This window comes from Kitasatospora sp. NPDC056651, assembly GCF_042792155.1.
In the GTDB taxonomy this organism is placed as follows: domain Bacteria; phylum Actinomycetota; class Actinomycetes; order Streptomycetales; family Streptomycetaceae; genus Kitasatospora.
This window is the reverse complement of sequence record NZ_JBHTWX010000029.1, coordinates 25,454-43,869: the sequence shown is the minus strand read 5'-3', so window position 1 is coordinate 43,869 and position 18,416 is coordinate 25,454. Positions and strand designations below refer to the sequence as shown.

The 18,416-nt window shown below is 74.2% G+C and carries 21 protein-coding genes; 13 read left to right on the top strand and 8 right to left on the bottom strand.

Annotation, left to right across the window (positions count from 1 at the left end; all coding sequences use genetic code 11):
- Nucleotides 1-82: 82 nt before the first annotated feature.
- On the bottom strand, nt 83-817 hold the full coding sequence (locus tag ACFRAR_RS14315) for a TSUP family transporter (protein WP_380698272.1): 735 nt from the start codon (nt 815-817) through the stop codon (nt 83-85).
- Nucleotides 818-984: 167 nt separating this feature from the next.
- On the bottom strand, nt 985-2,367 hold the full coding sequence (locus ACFRAR_RS14310) for a nitrous oxide reductase family maturation protein NosD (protein ID WP_380698270.1): 1,383 nt from the start codon (nt 2,365-2,367) through the stop codon (nt 985-987).
- A 31-nt stretch (nt 2,368-2,398) separates the two neighbouring features.
- Between ACFRAR_RS14310 and ACFRAR_RS14305 the strand changes: the two genes are divergently transcribed.
- Together ACFRAR_RS14305 and ACFRAR_RS14300 are read left to right on the top strand one after the other, a co-directional pair.
- On the top strand, nt 2,399-3,616 hold the full coding sequence (locus ACFRAR_RS14305; protein ID WP_380698268.1) for a Dyp-type peroxidase: 1,218 nt from the start codon (nt 2,399-2,401) through the stop codon (nt 3,614-3,616).
- A 56-nt stretch (nt 3,617-3,672) separates the two neighbouring features.
- The gene (locus tag ACFRAR_RS14300) at nt 3,673-4,461 is read left to right on the top strand and encodes a phosphotransferase enzyme family protein (protein WP_380698266.1); all 789 of its coding nucleotides are present in this window, start codon (nt 3,673-3,675) and stop codon (nt 4,459-4,461) included.
- A gap of 24 nt (nt 4,462-4,485) precedes the next feature.
- Here ACFRAR_RS14300 and ACFRAR_RS14295 read toward each other — a convergent pair whose 3' ends face one another.
- Nucleotides 4,486-5,748: a cytochrome P450 gene (locus ACFRAR_RS14295; RefSeq protein WP_380698264.1), complete on the bottom strand. Its 1,263-nt coding sequence runs from the start codon at nt 5,746-5,748 to the stop codon at nt 4,486-4,488.
- 208 nt (nt 5,749-5,956) lie between these two features.
- Between ACFRAR_RS14295 and ACFRAR_RS14290 the strand changes: the two genes are divergently transcribed.
- The gene (locus ACFRAR_RS14290) at nt 5,957-6,727 is read left to right on the top strand and encodes a thioesterase II family protein (RefSeq protein ID WP_380698262.1); all 771 of its coding nucleotides are present in this window, start codon (nt 5,957-5,959) and stop codon (nt 6,725-6,727) included.
- Nucleotides 6,728-6,901: 174 nt separating this feature from the next.
- Here ACFRAR_RS14290 and ACFRAR_RS14285 read toward each other — a convergent pair whose 3' ends face one another.
- From ACFRAR_RS14285 to ACFRAR_RS14270, 4 genes are all read right to left on the bottom strand, one after another.
- Nucleotides 6,902-7,183: a metal-sensitive transcriptional regulator gene (locus tag ACFRAR_RS14285; RefSeq protein ID WP_380698260.1), complete on the bottom strand. Its 282-nt coding sequence runs from the start codon at nt 7,181-7,183 to the stop codon at nt 6,902-6,904.
- 113 nt (nt 7,184-7,296) lie between these two features.
- Nucleotides 7,297-7,620, bottom strand: coding sequence for a heavy-metal-associated domain-containing protein (locus ACFRAR_RS14280; protein WP_380698258.1), 324 nt, complete (start codon nt 7,618-7,620; stop codon nt 7,297-7,299).
- A 133-nt stretch (nt 7,621-7,753) separates the two neighbouring features.
- Nucleotides 7,754-8,650 carry a M56 family metallopeptidase gene (locus tag ACFRAR_RS14275; RefSeq protein ID WP_380698256.1) on the bottom strand — a complete coding sequence of 299 codons (897 nt, stop codon included), beginning with the start codon at nt 8,648-8,650 and terminating at the stop codon, nt 7,754-7,756.
- Nucleotides 8,647-9,015 carry a BlaI/MecI/CopY family transcriptional regulator gene (locus ACFRAR_RS14270; RefSeq protein WP_380698254.1) on the bottom strand — a complete coding sequence of 123 codons (369 nt, stop codon included), beginning with the start codon at nt 9,013-9,015 and terminating at the stop codon, nt 8,647-8,649. The genes ACFRAR_RS14275 and ACFRAR_RS14270 overlap by 4 nt, the downstream gene beginning before the upstream one ends.
- Nucleotides 9,016-9,229: 214 nt before the next feature.
- Between ACFRAR_RS14270 and ACFRAR_RS14265 the strand changes: the two genes are divergently transcribed.
- The 10 genes from ACFRAR_RS14265 to ACFRAR_RS14220 all read left to right on the top strand — a co-directional run bounded on the left by ACFRAR_RS14265 (nt 9,230) and on the right by ACFRAR_RS14220 (nt 17,573).
- Entirely contained in the window at nt 9,230-10,477 is a 1,248-nt protein-coding gene (locus tag ACFRAR_RS14265; RefSeq protein ID WP_380698253.1) for a trans-sulfuration enzyme family protein, read from the top strand.
- A 182-nt stretch (nt 10,478-10,659) separates the two neighbouring features.
- Nucleotides 10,660-11,172, top strand: a complete 513-nt coding sequence (locus tag ACFRAR_RS14260) for a MaoC family dehydratase (protein WP_380698251.1) — start codon at nt 10,660-10,662, stop codon at nt 11,170-11,172.
- Nucleotides 11,173-11,280: 108 nt separating this feature from the next.
- Entirely contained in the window at nt 11,281-12,102 is an 822-nt protein-coding gene (locus ACFRAR_RS14255; RefSeq protein ID WP_380698249.1) for a class I SAM-dependent methyltransferase, read from the top strand.
- A gap of 28 nt (nt 12,103-12,130) precedes the next feature.
- The gene (locus ACFRAR_RS14250; protein WP_380698247.1) at nt 12,131-13,171 is read left to right on the top strand and encodes a class I SAM-dependent methyltransferase; all 1,041 of its coding nucleotides are present in this window, start codon (nt 12,131-12,133) and stop codon (nt 13,169-13,171) included.
- Nucleotides 13,172-13,198: 27 nt separating this feature from the next.
- On the top strand, nt 13,199-14,101 hold the full coding sequence (locus ACFRAR_RS14245; protein WP_380698245.1) for a diiron oxygenase: 903 nt from the start codon (nt 13,199-13,201) through the stop codon (nt 14,099-14,101).
- A gap of 95 nt (nt 14,102-14,196) precedes the next feature.
- Nucleotides 14,197-15,066: a hypothetical protein gene (locus tag ACFRAR_RS14240; protein ID WP_380698243.1), complete on the top strand. Its 870-nt coding sequence runs from the start codon at nt 14,197-14,199 to the stop codon at nt 15,064-15,066.
- A gap of 1 nt (nt 15,067) precedes the next feature.
- Entirely contained in the window at nt 15,068-15,484 is a 417-nt protein-coding gene (gene acpS, locus ACFRAR_RS14235) for a holo-ACP synthase (protein ID WP_380698241.1), read from the top strand.
- Nucleotides 15,485-15,547: 63 nt separating this feature from the next.
- A complete protein-coding gene (locus tag ACFRAR_RS14230; RefSeq protein WP_380698239.1) occupies nt 15,548-15,790 on the top strand; it encodes an acyl carrier protein in 243 nt (80 codons plus the stop codon).
- Nucleotides 15,791-15,968: 178 nt separating this feature from the next.
- Nucleotides 15,969-16,916: a methylenetetrahydrofolate reductase [NAD(P)H] gene (gene metF / locus ACFRAR_RS14225; RefSeq protein ID WP_380698237.1), complete on the top strand. Its 948-nt coding sequence runs from the start codon at nt 15,969-15,971 to the stop codon at nt 16,914-16,916.
- 12 nt (nt 16,917-16,928) lie between these two features.
- Nucleotides 16,929-17,573, top strand: coding sequence for a maleylpyruvate isomerase family mycothiol-dependent enzyme (locus ACFRAR_RS14220; RefSeq protein WP_380698235.1), 645 nt, complete (start codon nt 16,929-16,931; stop codon nt 17,571-17,573).
- A 66-nt stretch (nt 17,574-17,639) separates the two neighbouring features.
- On the opposite strand, the gene ACFRAR_RS14215 is transcribed toward ACFRAR_RS14220, so the two are convergent.
- On the bottom strand, nt 17,640-18,356 hold the full coding sequence (locus tag ACFRAR_RS14215; RefSeq protein ID WP_380698233.1) for a PIG-L deacetylase family protein: 717 nt from the start codon (nt 18,354-18,356) through the stop codon (nt 17,640-17,642).
- Between the last annotated feature and the right edge of the window lie 60 nt (nt 18,357-18,416).

The following is an 18,416-nucleotide window of genomic DNA, read 5'->3' as shown; positions in this document are numbered from 1 at the left end:
CGGAGTGCCCACTGGGAATCCGCTGGGTGTTCGCTGGGTGTTCGCCGGGTCCCGGGTGGCCGCGTCCCGGTGCCCGGCGGGCTCAGCCGAGTCCCCAGACGCCCTTGGCGAGGGTGGTCAGCCCGCCCGCCAGGGCGAGGCCCAGCACCACCAGTCGGGCGTGTGCCTCCGGCACTCGGGCGGCGAGCAGCCGGCCGACGGCGGCACCGCCCGCGAGGGCGGCGGCCACCAGCCACCAGGCGGTGGCGGACAGCCCGGGCACGCCCTTGGCGGCCAGCGAGAAGGCGTTCACCACCACCCCGTAGAACTGTGCGTTGGGCACGAACTCCCGTGTCGTCCAACCGGAGTTGACGGCGTAGAGGGAGACGGCCGGGCCGCCGACCCCGGCGGCCGAGTTCATGAACCCGCTGGTCGCTCCCGCGGCCAGGGCGCCGCCCACGCCGCGCAGCGCGGCGGCTCGCGCCCCGCGCAGCACCAGCAGCGAGGCCGCGCTGACCAGTACGCCGATGCCGATGAGCAGCGCGGGCGCCGGGACCTCCGCCGCGACCCACGCCCCGGCCGGCACCGTGCAGGCCGCGGCGAGGATCAGCGGCAGCATCGCGGTCAGCCGCACCTGCCGCCAACTGCCCGGCAGGCCGAGGGCGCTGATGGTCCCGGCGGCGGCGTTCGACAGCCGGACGCCGTCACCCGGGCCGAGCAGCAGCACCAGGACGGGCGCGGCGACCAGCGCGAAGCCGATGCCCGCGAGCCGCTGGACGGAGGCGCCCAGCAGGACGGTGCAGCCCAGGACGAGGTCGGTGGTCAAGCCGTCGGGCATCGGGTGTGGCCTCCTGCTGCGGGTCCGGATGTCTCCTGGTGGCCCGAGGCCCCGCCCACTCCTGCCGAACGGGCCCGGGACCGGCCGGGCCCATCCCCCGAACTCCCGTCGTCCGCAGGGAACATAGCGCCGGCTGGTGGGCGTGGGATCGAGGACCGGCCCCGGGCTCAGTGCTTCGGCAGCGCGTCCGCGGACTCCGGCAGCGGGTAGGCGCCGGCGTCGACCGGGCCGGGCAGGCCGGTCGCCGGGCGCCCGGGCGCGTTCAGGTCGAGCGTCGAGGGCTGGGCGGGCGGGGCGGGCACCTTGCTGAACGGGATGCCGGGCGGTGACTGGACCGGGGTGGCCCGGCCGAAGGGCGGGGCGGCCCGGCCCTGGACGGCGCAACTGGCCAGGTTCTCCAGGTCGTCCGGGCTCTGGACGGCGGGCTGGTTGCCGGTGAAGCAGTTGGCCGGGTCGGCGGAGGCCAGCACCAGGTCGGTGCCGTTGCCGGTGGTCCGGTTGCCCTCGACGCGGTTGCCACTGGCCGGGTGCCCGGGCGGGTCGGTGATGACGATGCCGGCCGCGTGGTTGCCCTGGACGAGGTTGCGCCGCACCTGGTTGCCCGTGCCGCCGCCGATCCCGATGCCGATGCCGTAGCCGCCGTCGGCCTGCTGGGGGGTGTCGGTGGCGTTGTTGTCGGTGACGACGTTGCCGACGATCACCGCGCCGTGCTGCGGGGCGAGGGCCTCCAGGTCGTTGGAGTTGACGGTGACGCCGACCCGGTTGCCGGTGACCCTGTTGCCGACCACGGTGAGCCCGTCCGAGGCGTTGGTGATCTCGATGCCGACGGCGTTGCGCTCGACCGTGTTGTTGCGCACCAGGGTGTCGCAGGGCTTGCACTGGCCGACGTAGATGCCGGAGTCGGCGCCCCCGGAGGCGTACGAGTCCTCGATGACCCCGGCCTGCGCGTCGAAGGCGTAGATGCCGTACAGGCCGTTGTTGTACGCGGTGACGCCGCTCGCCCGGAAGCCCTGGAGGGCCGGGAAGCGGGTGGTGTCCAGCGGGTTGTAGGCGGAGCCGCCGGCACCGTGCTGCTGGAGCTTCTCGTCGGTGACGCCGGTGAACAGCACGCCGTTGGCGAGGTAGCCGTGGACGGTGAGGTTCTCCACCGCCGAGCCGGGGCCGGAGGCGGCGATGCCGTTGACCAGCCGCAGGCCGCCGTCCAGGACCACGGTGTTGCGGTCGGTGCCGCGCAGCACGATGTCGGGCTTGGTCATCCGCACGCTCTCCCGGTAGGTGCCCGCGTCGACGAGCACGGTGTCCCCCTCGTGGGCGACGTCCACGGCCTGCTGAATGGTCGGGAAGTCCTGCGGGACGCGGACGACCGTGCCGCCCGGGTGCTTGGCGTCGGAGGAGGACGAGCCGGCGGAGGAGCACCCGGCGAGGGCGGGCGCGAGGACGAGCGCGAGGGACAGGACGGCGGCGAACGGGGCGGGCGGGCGCTGCCGGGCCCCGGCCCCCGGTGTGCGGACGGTGGCGGCCCGGGAGTGACGTGTGGTCAAAAGTTGCATACGGCGTGTTCTATCGTCTCCAATGTCGCTCATGCATGCCGAAAGCGGAAAGGCGCCGAACCAGCCGCGTACCAGCGAGGGCGGTGTGGATCGCCGGGGTCTGCTCGCCGGCGGGGCGGTGGTGGCCGCCGGGCTGGGCGCGGGGGCCGCGGCACTGGCCCTGCGCGGCCGGAGCGGCGGCGGGAGCGGGCCCGGACGGGCGGTGCCCCCGGAGCGGCGGGCGCTGCCCTTCCACGGTGAGCGCCAGTCCGGGGTGACGGCCGCGCAGCAGCCGGCCACCCAGCTGCTGGCCCTCGACCTGGCGCCCGCCGCGACCTCGGACGGACGGGCCGCGCTGCGCGGCCTGCTCGGCGAGCTGACCAGGGTGCTCGCCGAGGCGTCCGGCGGCAGCCCGGCGGACGCCCGGTTGCGGGACGGCGAACCGGCCGGTCTCAGCAGCGTGGTGGGGGTCGGCCCGGAGCTCGCCGCCCGGCTGGGGCTGAACGTTCCGCCGGCGCTGCTGACCGCGCTGCCCGCCTTCCCCGGGGACCGGCTCGACCCGGCGCGCGGCGGCGGCGACCTGGTGGTCCAGCTGTGCGCGGCGGACCGCTGGCCGCTGTCGGTGGTCGCCGAGCAGCTGGGCGCGGCGGCCCGGGCGGCGGGCGCGGCGGTGCGGTGGACCCAGTCCGGCTTCCTGGCCCGGACGGCCGGGGGCGCCACCCCGCGCAACCTGTTCGGCTTCAAGGACGGGACGGCGAACCCGACCGCGGCGGAGAACGGGCAGTGGGTCTGGGGTCCGCCGGGCCCGTACGAGCACGGCACGGTGCTGGTCTACCGGCGGATCCGGATGGACACCGCCGCCTTCGCCGCCCTCCCCGGGGACCGGCAGGAGCAGGTGATGGGCCGCCGGGCCGGCGACGGCTCCCCGCTCACCGGCACGGCGGAGCACGACGAGCCGGACATCTACACCAAGAACCCGGACGGCTCCTACGTCCTCCCGTCGACCGCGCACGTGCGCCTGTCCAGCCCCCGGCTGGACGGCGGCGCCCGGATGCTGCGGCGGGGCTACAGCTACGACGACGGCCCGGGCGACCGGGGCCTGCTGTTCTGCGCCTTCGTGCGCGACCCGGCCCAGTTCACCCGGGTCCAGGAGCGGTTGGCGGCCCGCGACGCCCTGAACGCCTTCATCGAGCACACGGCCTCGGCGGTGGCGTACGTCCTGCCGGGGGCGCGGGAGGGCGGAACGCTGGGGGAGGGGCTGTTCGGTTGAGCCGTCATGGGGCGTCACGCCGATCGGAAGTGCAACTAAACGTCAAGGAGGGCCAGTTGAGCCATGAGGAACAGCCGCTGTCCGGCGGCAATGTGAGCGCCGGCGTGGTCCGCGTCGGGGACACCGTGCGGCGCCCGGCCGGGCCGTGGACGCCCGCCGTGCACGCACTGCTGGAGCACCTGCACGCGGCGGGGTTCCGGGCGGCGCCGCGCCCGCTCGGCCTCGACGAGCAGGGGCGCGAGGTGCTGACGTACCAGCCGGGCCCGGTGGTCTGGCCCGATCGCTTCGGCTTGCTGGACCCGGCCGAGCACCTGGCCCAGGTCGCCCGCCTGATCCGGGAGTTCCATGACGCCGTCGAGGGCTTCACCCCGCCGCCGGACGCCCGGTGGCAGGTGCTGATGCCGCCCGGGGGCGACACCGGCATCATCGCCCACAACGACCTGGCCCCGTGGAACCTGGTGGGCGGGGGTGAGCACCCGTGGTCCCTCATCGACTGGGACACGGCCGCCCCCGGCACCCGGCTCTGGGACCTCGCCTACGCGCTGCACGGGTTCCTGCCGCTGTCGGCGCAGCCGGGCTGGCAGCTCGTCGATGCCGACGCGGCGGCCCGGCTGCGGGTCTTCGTCGACGCCTACGGCCTGGACGAGGCCGAACGGCGCGCCCTGGTGCCACTGTTGGGGCCTCGGTCGATGGCCATGCACGACTTCCTGCGGGACCGGGCGGGCCGCGGCGTCCAGCCCTGGGCGCGGCTCTGGGCGGAGGGCCACGGGGAGGTGTGGCGCGGGGATGCCGAGTACGCCGAGCACCGCCGGGAGCTCTGGCTGAGTGCCCTGCTCGACGGCTGAGCGCCGAGCAGGAGCCGGTGGCGGCTACCAGTCGACCGGGACGCGGGACGGGCTCCGGGTGGTGCCGCCGAGCTGCCAGTCGAGTTCCGCGACCGGGGTGGTGAGGCGCAGGCCGGGCAGGGCGGTGGCCAGTCGGCGCAGGGACTCGCGCATCTCCAGGCGGACCCGCCAGGCGCCGACGCAGTAGTGCGGGCCGGCGCTGAAGGCGAGGGTGGGGGCGGGGAGCGGGAGGCCGAGGTCGGCGTCGAGGCCGCCGGGGTAGACGGCCGGGTCGCGGTTGGCGCTGTTGAGGCTGACGGCGACGACGGAGTCGGCGGGGACGGTGACGTCGCCGATCTCGACCGCCGCGGTGGTGCGGCGGATGGTGGCCTGGTCGTCGCCCAGCGGGATGTAGTGCAGCAGGCGTTCGGCGGTGCGCTCGGCGGTGTCCGGGTCGGCGAGGCGCGGCCAGTGGTCGGGGCGTTCGCCGAGCACGTACACCAGGGCGTTGGCGAGGGCTCCGGCGACGCTCTCGTTGCCGCTGGCGGTGAGCCCGGCGACCAGGAAGACGAGTGACTCCTCGGAGACGCCGCCGTCCTGGTCGGCGGCGCGGACCAGTCGGCTGACCAGGTCGTCGCCGGGCTCGCGCCGTCGGCGGGCGACCAACTCGGCCGTGAAGGCGCCGAATTCGGCGAGGGTGTCGTCGTGCCCGGCGGTCTGCGGCTGGTCCGGGGCGCCGCCCTGGGCGAGCAGGGCGAGGGTCCAGCGGTTCAGCCGGTCCTCCTCCAGGCGGTCCGGCCCGTTCCCGTCGAGCCCCATCAGCCGGGTGGTGACGGCGAAGGGCACCGGCCGGGCGAACGCGGGGACCAGGTCGGCGGGCGGCCCGGCGGCGACCAGCCGGTCCACGTGCTGCTGGACGGCGGCGGCGACCCAGGGCTGCCAGTCGGCGATGGCCCGCGGGGTGAAGGCCCGTTGGACGGTGCCGCGCAGCCGGCGGTGGGCGGGCCCGTCCTGGTTGAACAGTGAGGCCGGGTTGGCGGCCACGTCGGCGGTGGTGCCGGCGGTCCCGACGTCGTGCAGGTCGGCCCGGGTGACCCGGGGGTCGGCGAGGACCTGCCGGACGTCGTGGTAGCGGGTGATCAGCCACGCGGGGGTGCCGTCCGGGAGGGTGGTGGGGCAGGGCGGCTGGGCGGGGGCGACGGGGAGCCGGTGAAGCGGGGGGAGGGTGGTCCGGGTGTCGGCCGAGGCGGAGTCCATGGGTCCCTTCACGGGGTGGGCGGTCCGGCTGGTGGAGGGGAGATGCTGCATCCAATTGTCGTATTGTCATGTGGAATTGGACGCTTATAGCGCTTCTCCCGTTACATACCGATGGTATGCCTATGTCCCCCGCAGTCCACAGCACGCGAGCGTCACCACGCAACAGGGGGTCGTCGGGGCTGTACTCGGTCCGGCGGCGTCGGCGAGGATCTGACGGACGGGCAGAACGCTTTTTGCGCAGGCGATTGAAGGGACACCCATGTCAGACCACAGCACCCAGGTCGACACCCGCTGGCTCCGCCGCTACCACCCCGTGCCGGAGGCCGCGCCCCGACTGGTCTGCTTCCCGCACGCCGGCGGATCGGCCGGTTACTTCCACCCGGTGTCCGCCGCGGTCTCCCCGTACGCCGACGTGCTGTGCGTCCAGTACCCCGGGCGGCAGGACCGCCGGACCGAGCCCGGGATCACCACGGTCGCGGAGCTGGCCGACCGGCTGTACGAGGTGCTGCGGCCCTGCGCGGACCGGCCGTTGACCTTCTTCGGGCACAGCATGGGCGCGGTGCTCGCCTTCGAGGTGGCGCTGCGCTTCCACCGGGACGGCCTGGACGCCCCGGCCCACCTGTTCGCCTCCGGGCGCCGCGCGCCCTCGGTCCACCGCGACGAGAAGGTCCACCTGCTCCCCGACGAGGGGATGCTCGACGAGCTGGTGCTGCTCGGCGGCACCGGCCGGCAGGTGCTGGCGGACCAGGAACTGCGCGACATGATCCTGCCGCCGCTGCGCAGCGACTACACCGCGATCGAGACCTACCGCGGCGAGCCCGACGCCGTGCTGGACTGCCCGATCACCGCGCTGACCGGCGACGCCGACCCCCGCGTCGCCGTCGAGGACGTCCGGGCCTGGGCGGGCCACACCCGGGGCGCCTTCGACATGCGGGTCTTCCCCGGTGGGCACTTCTACCTGACCGACCAGGCCGCGGCGGTGCTCGGCCTGCTCATCGCCCAGCTGACGGGGGCCCCGGCCGGCCGGTGAGGGGTGCCCCGGATACCCCCACCCCGTAATTCGCGGTCGGTCTTCCGGGCCGCGTACGACAGGACGCCCTCCGGTGGCAGCTGCCACCGGAGGGCGTCCTGTGCTGTGCGTGGGTGCCGTCCCCGCCGTGTCGCTCGGTCGTTCGGCTGGCTGGCCGTTCGTTCGGCCGGTCGTTCAGGAGCGGACGAGGCGGGCGATGGCCTGGTTGGCCTCGCGGATCTTGCCGTTCGCCTCCTGGCCGCCCTCGGCGATGGCGTCCCGGACGCAGCACTCGATGTGCTCGTCCAGGAGTTGCAGGGCGAAGGACTGGAGGGCGCGGCTGGCGGCGGATACCTGGGTCAGGACGTCGATGCAGTAGGTGTCCTGTTCGACCATGCGCTGGAGGCCACGGATCTGGCCCTCGACGCGGCGGAGCCGCTTGAGGAAGTCGTCCTTGTGGGAGCTGTAGCTGGCCATGGCCGTCTCCGGTTCCTGTGCGGTGAGGAGTGGTCTCACTCTACCGGGGCGCGTGAGGGGCGGAGCCGGCCCGGGCGGGCGGGGGTGCTGCCCGCCCGGGCGACGGCTGCCGGTCAGCCCTCGACGCGGCCGATCAGGTCGTAGCCGGCCTCGTCGATCGCGGCGGCCACGTCGGAGTCGGCGAGCGGCCGGGTGCTGCCGACGGTGACCTGGCCGGTGCCGAGGTCCACGGCGACGTCGCCCACGCCGTCCAGCTTCTTCAGCTCGGCGGTCACCGAGCTGACGCAGTGGCCACAGGTCATGCCCTTGACCTGGAAGACCGCGGTCTGGGCGGACTCGGCGGCCGGGGCCGCGGCGGCGTCGGTGCCGCACGAGCCGCAGCAGGAGGAGGGGGCTTCGGTGGCGGCGGACTCGATGGTGACGGCGGTCTCGCTCATGGGTGTGCTCCTGTCGTGAGTGTCCGCACCGGCCGGACTGCCTGGCGGCTGTTTCACTTTGAACATACCATACCCCCCCAGGGTACTGAATCAGGTGGCCGGAACCCGCCCCGGGCACTCCCGGAGGACGGCCTCAGCCCGGCGTGGGCCCGCAGGTGAGCAGGTACGGCACCAGCGGCCCCAGGGCGATCAGCGCCACCGTCACCAGCCGGGCCGCCGGCCGCAGTCGGGGCGCGGGCCGCAGCAGCCGGCGCATCCGCAGCAGGGTGCGCGCCCCGCCGCCGGCCGGCAGGGTGGCGGGGGAGGGGCGCAGCGAGCCCACCTCGCACATCGCCGCCGCGAGGTCCTCGGGGCGGCAGCCGCGGGCCGCCCGGTCGTCCGCGAGCATCTCCAGCAGTGGGGCGACCTGCGCGCGCAGGGCCCGGCCGAGCGGCAACCGGCGGAAGGCGTCGGCGAGTCCGGCTCCGAGTGCCAGCAGCAGGTGGTGGCGTCCGGCCAGGTGGGCCCGCTCGTGCGCGATCACCGCGCGCAGCTGGCCGTCCGTCAGCCGCGCGACCGTCCCGCTGCTGATCACCACCGGCCCGCGGTGCAGGCAGTACGCGACCGGCGCGGGGTGGTCCAGCAGCACGGCGCCGAGGGCCGGGTCGGCTCGGCCGGCGAGGGTCAGCAGGTCCAGGTGCTCGGCCCGGTCGCGGCGGGCCCGGCGGGTGGCGGCGGCGATCCGGGTGAGCGGCCAGGCCGCGGCGAGCACGATCGGGACCAGTACGGCCGGGCCCTCGGCGCCCGCCGCCCGCGCCCCCGGCTCGAACAGCGCCAGCAGGCCGTGGGCGTGCGCCCGGGGTCCGGCGAGGGCCAGGTGGTAGGCCGTCAGTGCGACGGCCACGGTGAAGGTCGCGGCCAGCCCGAACCAGGCGGTCAGCGCCAGGCCCGGTGCCCGCTGCGGCCAGTGCGCCCGGGCGAGTCGGCCCGGCAGCAGCGCGCCGGCCAGCGCCGCGTACAGCCCGAGGACGCAGGCCGCCAGGACGGTCATTCGGCGCGCTCGGCGAGCAGTGCCTCCAGTGCGGCGCGCAGCGCCTGCCGCTCCTCGGGGGTGATCTGCTCGGCGAAGGCGGCGAGGGCGGTGGAGCGGTCGGCGCTGGCGGTGAGGGCGTCGGCCATCAGCGCGGCGGTGTACTCCTCGCGGCTGCGCACGGTCTCGTAGAGCCAGATCCGTCCGGCCTTGCGGCGGTCCAGGTGGCCCTTGTGGTAGAGGATCTCGGCCACCGTCATCACGGTGGTGTAGGCGATCGGGCGGTAGGTGTTGAGGTCGTCCACGAGTCTGCGGACGGTGGTCGGCTCGTCCCAGGACCAGAGCCGGTCCATGATCTCCGCCTCAAGCTCCCCCAAGCGCCGCATCTCCGGTGCCCCCTCGCCCTCGTCGCCCTCGCGTTCGGTGATCCGTCCGTCATGGTAGGCGGTGGGCCCGCCGAGGGGGAGGGGCTGCTACCGGAGGGGGGTGGGGTATCGGCGGAAGTCTGCGGCAAATACCTTGTCAACTCCGGTGGAAGATCAGGGCATTTCGGGATACCCCCTTGCCTTCGCCCCCCGGTCCGGCCGCATCCTGGGCCCCATGACGACTCGTGAACCGGCCGCCGGCGCGGCCGCACCGGAGCCCGCCCCCGAACTGGACCCCGAACTCGACCCCCGGACCCTGGTGGTGCACGCCGCCGCCCGGCACGCGGCCGGCGTGGGCCGCACCGGCCCGCTGAGCGTGCCGATCCACCAGACCACCGGCTTCGCCTTCGACGACGCGGACGCCATCGCCGCCGCGATGGCCGGGCCGGACGGCGACTTCGTCTACACCCGGCGCGGCAACCCGACGGTCCGCGCGCTGGAGCGGTCGGTCGCCGCGCTGGAGGGCGGCGCGGCGGCGATCGCCAGCTCCTCCGGGATGGGCGCGATGAGCGCCGTGCTGCTGTCGCTGCTGAAGCCGGGCGACCACGTGCTGGCCCAGAAGTGCCTGTACGGCGGCACCTATTCGGTGCTGGCCGACCTCGGCCGCCGGTACGGCATCGAGACCAGCTACCTGGACGCCGAGCGCCCGGAGGAGATCGCCGAGGCCCGGCGGCCGACCAGTCGGCTGCTCCTGCTGGAGACCATCGCCAACCCGACCACCCGGGTCTGCGACCTGCCCGCGCTGCTCGCGGCCGGGCGCGCGCACGGGCTGCTCGGGGTGGTGGACAACTCGCTGGCCTCGCCGATCCTGTGCCGCCCGATCGAGCACGGCGCGGACGTGGTGGTGCACTCCAGCACCAAGTACCTGGCCGGGCACAGTGACGTGCTCGGCGGGATCGCGGTCTTCGCGGACCGGGAGCTGCACCGCACGGTCTGGACCCGCGCGGTCGAACTCGGCGCCACGCCGGACCCGTTCGCGGCCTGGCTGACCATCCGCGGGCTCCAGACGCTCGCGGTGCGGATGCGCCAGCACGGCGAGAACGCGGCGCTGCTGGCGCAGCGGCTGGCCGCGCATCCGGCGGTGGAGGCGGTGCACTGGCCGGGTCTGGCCGGGCACCCCGACCGTGCGGTGGCGGACCGGCTGCTGGCCGGGTACGGCGGGATGCTCTCCTTCGACCTGGCCGGCGGCCGGGAGGCGGGCCGGCGGTTCATCGGTGCCGTCCGGCTGGCCAGGCTGGCGCTGTCGATCGGCGGCGTGGAGACCCTGGTGACCCATCCGGCCTCCACCTCGCACCGGGAACTGGGCGACGCCGGGCTGAAGGAGGCCGGGATCGGCCCGGGCACGGTCCGGCTCTCGGTGGGCATCGAGGATGCCGAGGACCTCTGGCGCGACCTCGCCCAGGCCCTGTCCGGCCTGGTCTGATCCTGTCCGGCCCGTGACCCTGTTCGGCCCGATCCGCCTGCGGCGCCCGGCAGTTGTTCTGACATAGTCGCTTTTTTGGATTGACCAAATCATTGGTGGATGCCTACCGTGAGGGGGTCTCGACAGCCCGCGCCGGGTCCGTGCGGACCGACCGCCTCCGGTGCCGACGGCAGGGGAAATCCGTGTACTACTTCGAGGACTTCAAGCCCGGCGACGTGTTCGAACTCGGCACCGTGACCGTGACCTTGGACGAGATCGTCGCCTTCGGCGAGCAGTACGACCCGCAGCCCTTCCACGTCGACCCGGACCGCGCGCAGGCCTCGCCGTACGGCGGGATCATCGCGAGCGGCTGGCAGACCGCCGGGCTGTTCATGCGCCGCTACGTCGACGGGCTGCTCGCCGACAGCGCCTGCGTCGGCTCGCCCGGCGTGGACGAGATCCGCTACCACCGGCCGGTGCGGCCCGGTGACGTGCTGACCGCCCGGGTCCGGGTGGTCGGCGCCGCGCCCTCGCTCGGCCGGCCGACCACAGGGATCGTCCAGCCGCGATGTGAACTCATCGACAGCGACGGCCAGTTGGTTTTCAGCATGATCCTGCACAGCATCTTCGAACGCCGGCGGACCCGGACCGCGATGCCGCTCTCGGTGGACCCGGTGCACCCGGGGCCCGTCGCGCCGCCCGTCACCGCGGCCTGACGCCCGTCCACCGCGGTCCGAAGTCCGTCACCGCGGCCCGACGCCCGTCCACCGAGGTCCGGGGCCGGTCCCCGCCCGCCGACCGTCAACCCGAAGGAGCCCCATCCCATGGAAGCAGTCTCGAAAACCGCCCAGTGGACGGCCGCCGCGCGAGCGCTGGAGTCCGAGCGGCCGGACGCCGTCTTCGTCGACCCGTACGCCCGCACCGTCGCCGCCGACACCGGCTTCAAGCTGCTCGACCGCTACGCGGGCGCCGGCACCGTCGAGTTCCTGGCGATCCGCACCGGCTACCTGGACCGCGCGATCGCCAAGGCGGTGGCCGAACAGGGCATCCGCCAGGTGGTGTTCGTGGCCGCCGGCATGGACACCCGCCCGTACCGCCTCGACTGCTGGGCCGGGGGCACCACCGTCTACGAACTCGACCGCCCCGCCCTGCTGCTGGCCAAGGACCGGCTGCTGGACAACTCCGAGCCGCCGAACGGCGTCACCCGGCAGCCGGTGGCCGTCGACCTGGCGGGGGAGTGGACCGAACTGCTGCTGCTGGCCGGCTTCCGGCCCGACCGGCCGACGCTCTGGGTGGTCGAGGGCCTGAGCTTCTTCCTCGCCGAGGACGACGTGCGCCGGCTGCTCGGCACCGTCCGCAAGCTCTCCGCCGCCGGAACCGTCCTGGTCGGCGACTTCGCCAGCCGGATCTCACTGATCAACCCGCTGGCCCGGCCGTTCCTGAACGCCCTCGCCGAGGACGGCGCGCCCTGGCGGTTCGGCACCGACGAGCCCGAGACGTTCCTCGCCGAGTGCGGCTGGGAGGCCCGCGAGGTGCGCCAGCCCGGCGAGGACGGCGCCGAGTTCGGCCGCTGGCCGTACCGGGTGGTCCCCCGCGAGGTGCCGGGCGTGCCGCGGTCCTTCCTGTACACCGCCGACCCGGCCTGACCCGGCCCCGAGCCAGGAGGTACCCCTCATGACCACCCCCTTCCGTGACCGGGTGATCGACGACGCCGCCGCGGCCGTCCGCGGCCTGACCGTCGCCCTCGGCGAGCGCCTCGGCCTGTACCGGGAACTGTTCGGCGCCGGCCCGCTCACCGCCAAGGAGTTCGCCGTCCGCACCGGCCTGGACGAGCGCTACGCCACCGAGTGGCTGCACGCCCAGACCAGCGCCGACTACCTGGAGCACGATCCCGGGCAGGACACCTTCCGGCTGCCCGAGGAGCACGCCGCCGTCCTCGCGAACGAGGACGACCCGGCCTACGTCGCCGCCTTCTTCACCGCCCTCAAGGCCCTCTACGCCACCGAGGACCAGCTGGTGCGCGCCTACCGCGAGGGCGGCGGCGTCGAGTGGTCCGACCACGACGACGCGCTGGACACCGGCATGGGCGCGTTCTTCCTGCCCGGCTACCGGGCGAACCTCGTCCGGCACTGGCTGCCCGCGCTGGACGGCGTCGCCGACCGACTGCGGGCCGGCGGCAGGGTCGCCGACGTCGGCTGCGGGGTCGGCCACTCGACCCTGATCATGGCCGAGGCCTTCCCGGACGCCGAGTTCACCGGCTTCGACTACTCCGCCGCCGCCATCGAGCACGCCCGCGAACTGGCCCGCCGGGCCGGCCTCGCCGACCGGGTGCGTTTCGAGGTCGCCCCCGCCGACGCCTTCCCCGGCCGGGACTACGACCTGGTCAGCTACTTCAACGTGCTGCACGACCTGGGCCACCCCGTCCCGGCCGCCCGCTGGGCGCACCAGGCACTGGCCGAGGACGGCGTCTGGATGATCGTCGAGCCCAACGCCCGCGCGGTGCTCGCCGACAACCGCAACCCGGCCGGACGGATGTTCATGAGCCTGTCCGCCGTGATGTGCCTGCCGGTGGCCGCCGCCCAGCAGGGCCCGCACGCGCTCGGCAACCACTCCGGCGAGCGGGCGCTGCGCGCCATCGCCGAGGAGGCCGGCTTCACCCGCTGGCGCCGCGCCGCCGAGACCGCCGTCAGCGCGGTCTACCAGGCCCGCCGCTGAGACCCGAGCCCAGAAGGAGTCCGCACCATGACCACCGCGCCCCGCCTCGACGTCACCGACCGGTTCCGCGAACTCCTCGACCGCCTCACCGAGAAGGCCATCGAGGACTACTACAACCCGTACCAGCGCTTCGACTGGGTCGACCACCTGGACGAGGACCAGTGGTGGATGAGCCCCGAGCTGCTCTCGGTGGCCGGCACCGCCCAGGCGGAGCAGCTGGACGAGGCCACCCTCAAGCGGCTGTCCAAGTGGGAGAGCATCAACTTCTACAGCCTCAACGTGCACGGCATCCGCGAACTCCTGATGGAGGTGGTCAACCGGATCCACCAGCCGGGCTTCGAGGCCCCCTCGGACTTCTTCCACCACTTCATCGGCGAAGAGAACGAACACATGTGGTTCTTCGCCGAGTTCTGCCTGCGCTACGGCCAGAAGATCTACCGGCCGCCGGTGGTCGCCGCCCTCGGACCCGAGCCGCTGCACGAGCCGGAGGTGGAGAACTTCCTGGTGTTCGCCCGGATCCTGTTCTTCGAGGAGATGGTCGACCACTACAACATGGCGATGGGGCAGGACGACCGGCTCTGCCTCACCATCCGCCAGGTCAACGCTATCCACCACCAGGACGAGTCCCGGCACATCGCCTTCGGCCGCGAACTGGTCGCCCACCTCTACGGGTTGATGCGCGAGCGGGTCAACGAGGACCGGCTGCGCGAGGTCGAGGCGTACCTCAAGCGGTACATCGTCTACAGCGTCAACTCCTTCTACAACCCGGAGGTCTACCGCGACGCCGGGATCGCCGACCCGCTGGCCCTGCGCGCCGCCGTCCTGGCCGACCCGGCCCGGCGGGTCGCCGAGCGCCGGGTGATCCGCAAGCCGATGGCCTTCTTCCGCAAGATCGGCCTGTTCACCGACGACACCCTGCCGGTCGGCTGACCCTCCGCCCCGAAGTCCCTTCCATACACCCCGAGTCCACCCCGACATCCCCGTTCCCCCGTTCGTCCCGACCACCGAGACCCCACGAGGTACCGATGAGTCCCACCGAAGCACCACCGGTCCGCGCGGCGGACCAGGGCGGCCTGTTCGCCCTCGGGCCCGAGGCCACCGCCCTGTTGCGCCTGCTGGACGACACCTTCGCCGGCTGGGGCGTCCAGGCCGGGGCCGCGCCGCTCACCATGCCCGCGCTGCTGCCCGCCGCCGACCTGGCCCGGCTCGACTACTTCGACAACTTCCCGCACCAGGCGATCCTCGCCAGCCCGCTCGACCTCGACCAGCGGGCCGGGCACCCCTTCGACCCCGACGCCGGATCCTTCCCCCGGCAGGCCCTGGAGCCCGGCGCGCTCGCCCTGCCGTCCGCCGCCTGCTACGCGGTCTACCTGAACCACGCGGGCACCGAGGTCGCCGACGGCACCCTGGTCACCGTGGTCGGCCGGTGCTTCCGCAAGGAGACCGAGTACCACGACCTGCGCCGCATCCTCGGCTTCCACATGCGCGAGGTGGTCGCCATCGGCTCGCGCGAGCACGCCGAGGCCCACCTGGCCGCCTTCACCGAGCGGATCACCGCCTTCGCCGAGGCGCTCGACCTGCCGCTGAGCAGGGAGGTCGCCACCGACCCGTTCTACGACCGCGGCGGCGCCCGCCTGCTGCTCCAGCAACTCTCGCCGGTCAAGTGGGAGTTCCTGTACGACGGCCTGGCCATCGCCTCCGTCAACGTGCACCGCAACTTCTTCGGCGAGCGCTGCGGCATCACCGTGGCCGGCACCGGAGAAGCCGCCTTCACCAGCTGCGCCGCCTTCGGGCTCGAGCGCTGGCTCTCGGCCCTGACCCGCCGGCACGGCAGCTGGGAGGCGGCCACCGCCGCCGTCGAGCAGGCCGCCCGGCAGGCCGGTAGGGCGGTCTGAGATGACCGCCGCCGCGGAGCCCGGGCCCCCCGCCGGCTGGGCGAACCTCGGCATGGACATCGTCTCGGCCGGGCGGGTCCGTGAGCTGATCGGCGAGCACGGCGAGCCCTTCCTCGCCCGGCTGCTCACCGAGGGCGAGCTGGCCGACTGCCGGACGGCCGACGGGATCAACGTCCTCGCCGTGTGCGGCCGGATCGCGGCCAAGGAGGCCGCGTTCAAGACCCTGCGGGTCGCCGACAGCATCCTGCCCTGGCTCGACATCGAGGTCCGCAAGGCGCCGGGTGGCTGGCCGCTGATCGAACTGCACGGCCGCGCCGCCCGGTTGGCCGCCGACGCCGGCATCAGCGGGATCACCGTCAGCATCAGCCACGACGTCGACTACGCCGTCGCGGTCGGCGCGCCGATCCCGATCGCCTGAGCCCCTCCCCTCCGCTTTCCCCCACCCCCACCCCCACCCGCACGACGACAAAGGAGTACGACCGTGTCCGACACCCTGCAGCCGATCAAGGCCTGGATCCTCAAGCGCCACCCCGAGCGGACCGACATCGCCCCCGACCTCGACCTGATCGAGAACCGGCTGATCGACTCGCTCTCCTTCGTGGAGTTCGTCTTCCTGCTGGAGCAGGTCAGCGGCCGGAAGATCGACATGACCGCGCTGGAGGTCGACCACCTGCGCACGCTGCGCGTCATCGAGGAGCGCTTCCTCACCGCGGCCGTCCGCTGACGGTCCGTCCCCGCAGGGCCGGTCGCGGCAGCCGCCGGGTCCCCGGGCGGCGGCCGCGGCCCCCGGCCGGAGGTCATCGACGCGCCGCTGTGGCAGCGGCGTTGCGGGCTCCCGGGCAGGGTGGAGGCGCTCCCTCGCACCCTCCCGACGACCGACCCCCACCACCCGAGGTGAACCCATGGACCAGACCACCCGGCAGGCCGCCCCACGCGGCCTGCGCGAGATCCTCGCGTCCGGCGAGCGGACGTACTCCTTCGAGTTCTTCCCCGCCAGGGACGAGGCCGGCGAACGCGCGCTGTGGGCGGCGATCCGACGGGTGGAGGCGGTCGCACCGACCTTTGTCTCGGTCACCTACGGCGCCGGCGGCTCCTCCCGCGACCGCACCATCGGCACCACCGAGCGGATCGCCGCCGAGACCACGCTGCGCCCGGTGGCCCACCTGACCGCCGTCGGGCACTCCACCGCCGAACTCCAGGCGGTCCTGCGGCGCTACGCGGACGTCGGCATCCGCGACGTCCTCGCGCTGCGCGGCGACCCGCCGGGCGACCCCAACGGCCGCTGGGAGCCGCACCCGCAGGGCCTGCGGTACGCGGTCGAACTGGTCCGGCTGGTCAAGGAGTGCGGCGCCTTCTCGGTCGGCGTGGCCGCCTTCCCGGAGCGCCACCCCCGCTCGGCCGACTGGGACGACGAGGTCCGGCACTTCGTCGCCAAGTGCCGGGCGGGCGCCGACTACGCCGTCACCCAGATGTTCTTCGACGTCGAGCACTACCTGCGGCTGCGCGACCGGCTGGCCGCGGCGGGCTGCGAGACCCCGGTGATCCCGGAGATCATGCCCGCCACCGACGTGCGCCAGATCGGCCGGTTCGCCGAGCTCAGCGGCGCGTCCTTCCCGGCCGGGCTGGCCCGGCAGCTGGAGGCGGCCCGCGGCGACCGGGCGGCGGCGCACCGGATCGGTGTCGAGCACGCCACCCGGATGGCCGAGCGCCTGCTCCAGGAGGGCGCGCCCGGTCTGCACTACATCACCCTGAACCGCTCCACCGCCGCGCTGGAGATCCACCGCAACCTCACCCCGACCGGACCGGTGCGGGAGCCGGCGGCCCGACAACTGATCGGCAGTCCTACCTGACAGGAGAGCACCATGACCACCACGCGCGACCCGGACCGCCCTGGCAGACTCCTGCGCGCCGAGCGCGAGACCCTGCTGCCCCTGCTGCGCCGCACCCCGCCCGCCTTCTTCGAGCTGCCCACCGCCTGCCCGGACTGGACGGTGCGCGAACTGCTCGCCCACTGCGGCGCCGCGCTGGTGCGGATCATCGAAGGACGGCTGCCCGCGTTCACCCCCGAGCACAACGCCGCCGACGTCGCCGAGCGCGCCGACTGGCCGGTCGGGCGGATCCTGGACGAGCTGGAGTTCGGCATGGCCGGGGCCGGCCCGGCGATCGAGGAGGCCGACGGCGGGCTGGACGTCATCGCCCTCGGCGAGTGGGTGCACGCCGGGGACGTCCGGGAGGCCCTGGGCCTGCCGGGGGCGTACGAGAGCCTCGGGACGAACGACGCGATCGCCCTGCTGGCCACCGTCAGCCGGGAGCGGCTGACGCCCCGGGTCTGCGCGATCACCCCGTACGGCGACTGGGTGCTGGGCAACGTGGTGGACGGCCGGGCGGCGGCCGAGCTGAGCTGCGACGAGGGCACGCTGATCCGGATGTACACCGGCCGGCCGGTGGCGCCGGAGCGCTACCGGCTGGCCGGGGCGTCGCGTGAGGAACTGGTCATCTACCGGTAGGGCCGGTCCGGGGCTCCCGGCGGGGAGGGTCCGGATCCACCGGGAGGGCCGGTCCGGGGCGGTGGGTCAGCCGAGCTCCACCACCTGGAACGCCTCGGCGAGCCGGCCCTCGGGCAGGTGGCCCTCCCGGGCGTGCTCGGTCTGCCAGCGGTGCAGCAGCGCCCGCAGGTCGTCCAGGTGGGCGGTCTGCGAGGTGTGCAGCTGCAGGGCGGCCAGCTTCCGGTCGAACAGCTCGGTGACGTCCACGAAGTGGTTCGGCGTCGGGCCCATGATCATCCAGAGCTCCGGCACCTCCCAGGCATCCAGCCCCAGAGCCCGCAGCTCCGGGTGGGCGAAGGGGTTGCGGGCGTCCGGGTAGACCGCGCGCAGCGCGGCCTCCCCGGCCGCCCGGTGGTCGGGGTGGACGTCGGCGATCCGGGCCCAGTTGATCTCCGGGCTCGGCAGCACCACGACGTCCGGCCGCACCTGGCGGACCACCCGGGTGATGTCCCGGCGCAGCTCCATGGTGGGTTCCAGTCGGCCGTCCGGGTGGCCGAGGAAGCGCACCTCCCGGACGCCGGTGTACGAAGCGGCGGCGCGCTGTTCGGCGCGGCGCAGCGGGGCGATGCTCTGCCGGGGGAGGGCGGTGTCGTAACCGCCGTTGTCGCCGTCGGTCAGCACGCAGTAGGTGACCTCGGTGCCCTGGGCGGTCCAGTGCATCACGGTGCCGGCGACGCAGAACTCGGTGTCGTCCGGGTGGGCGGCCACCACCAGGGCGCGGCGGGGTGCGGGGCGCGAGCTCAACGGGCCTCCTCTCGGCGGGACTTCGGCGGGACATCCGCAGGACCCCGCCAGCTTCGCCGT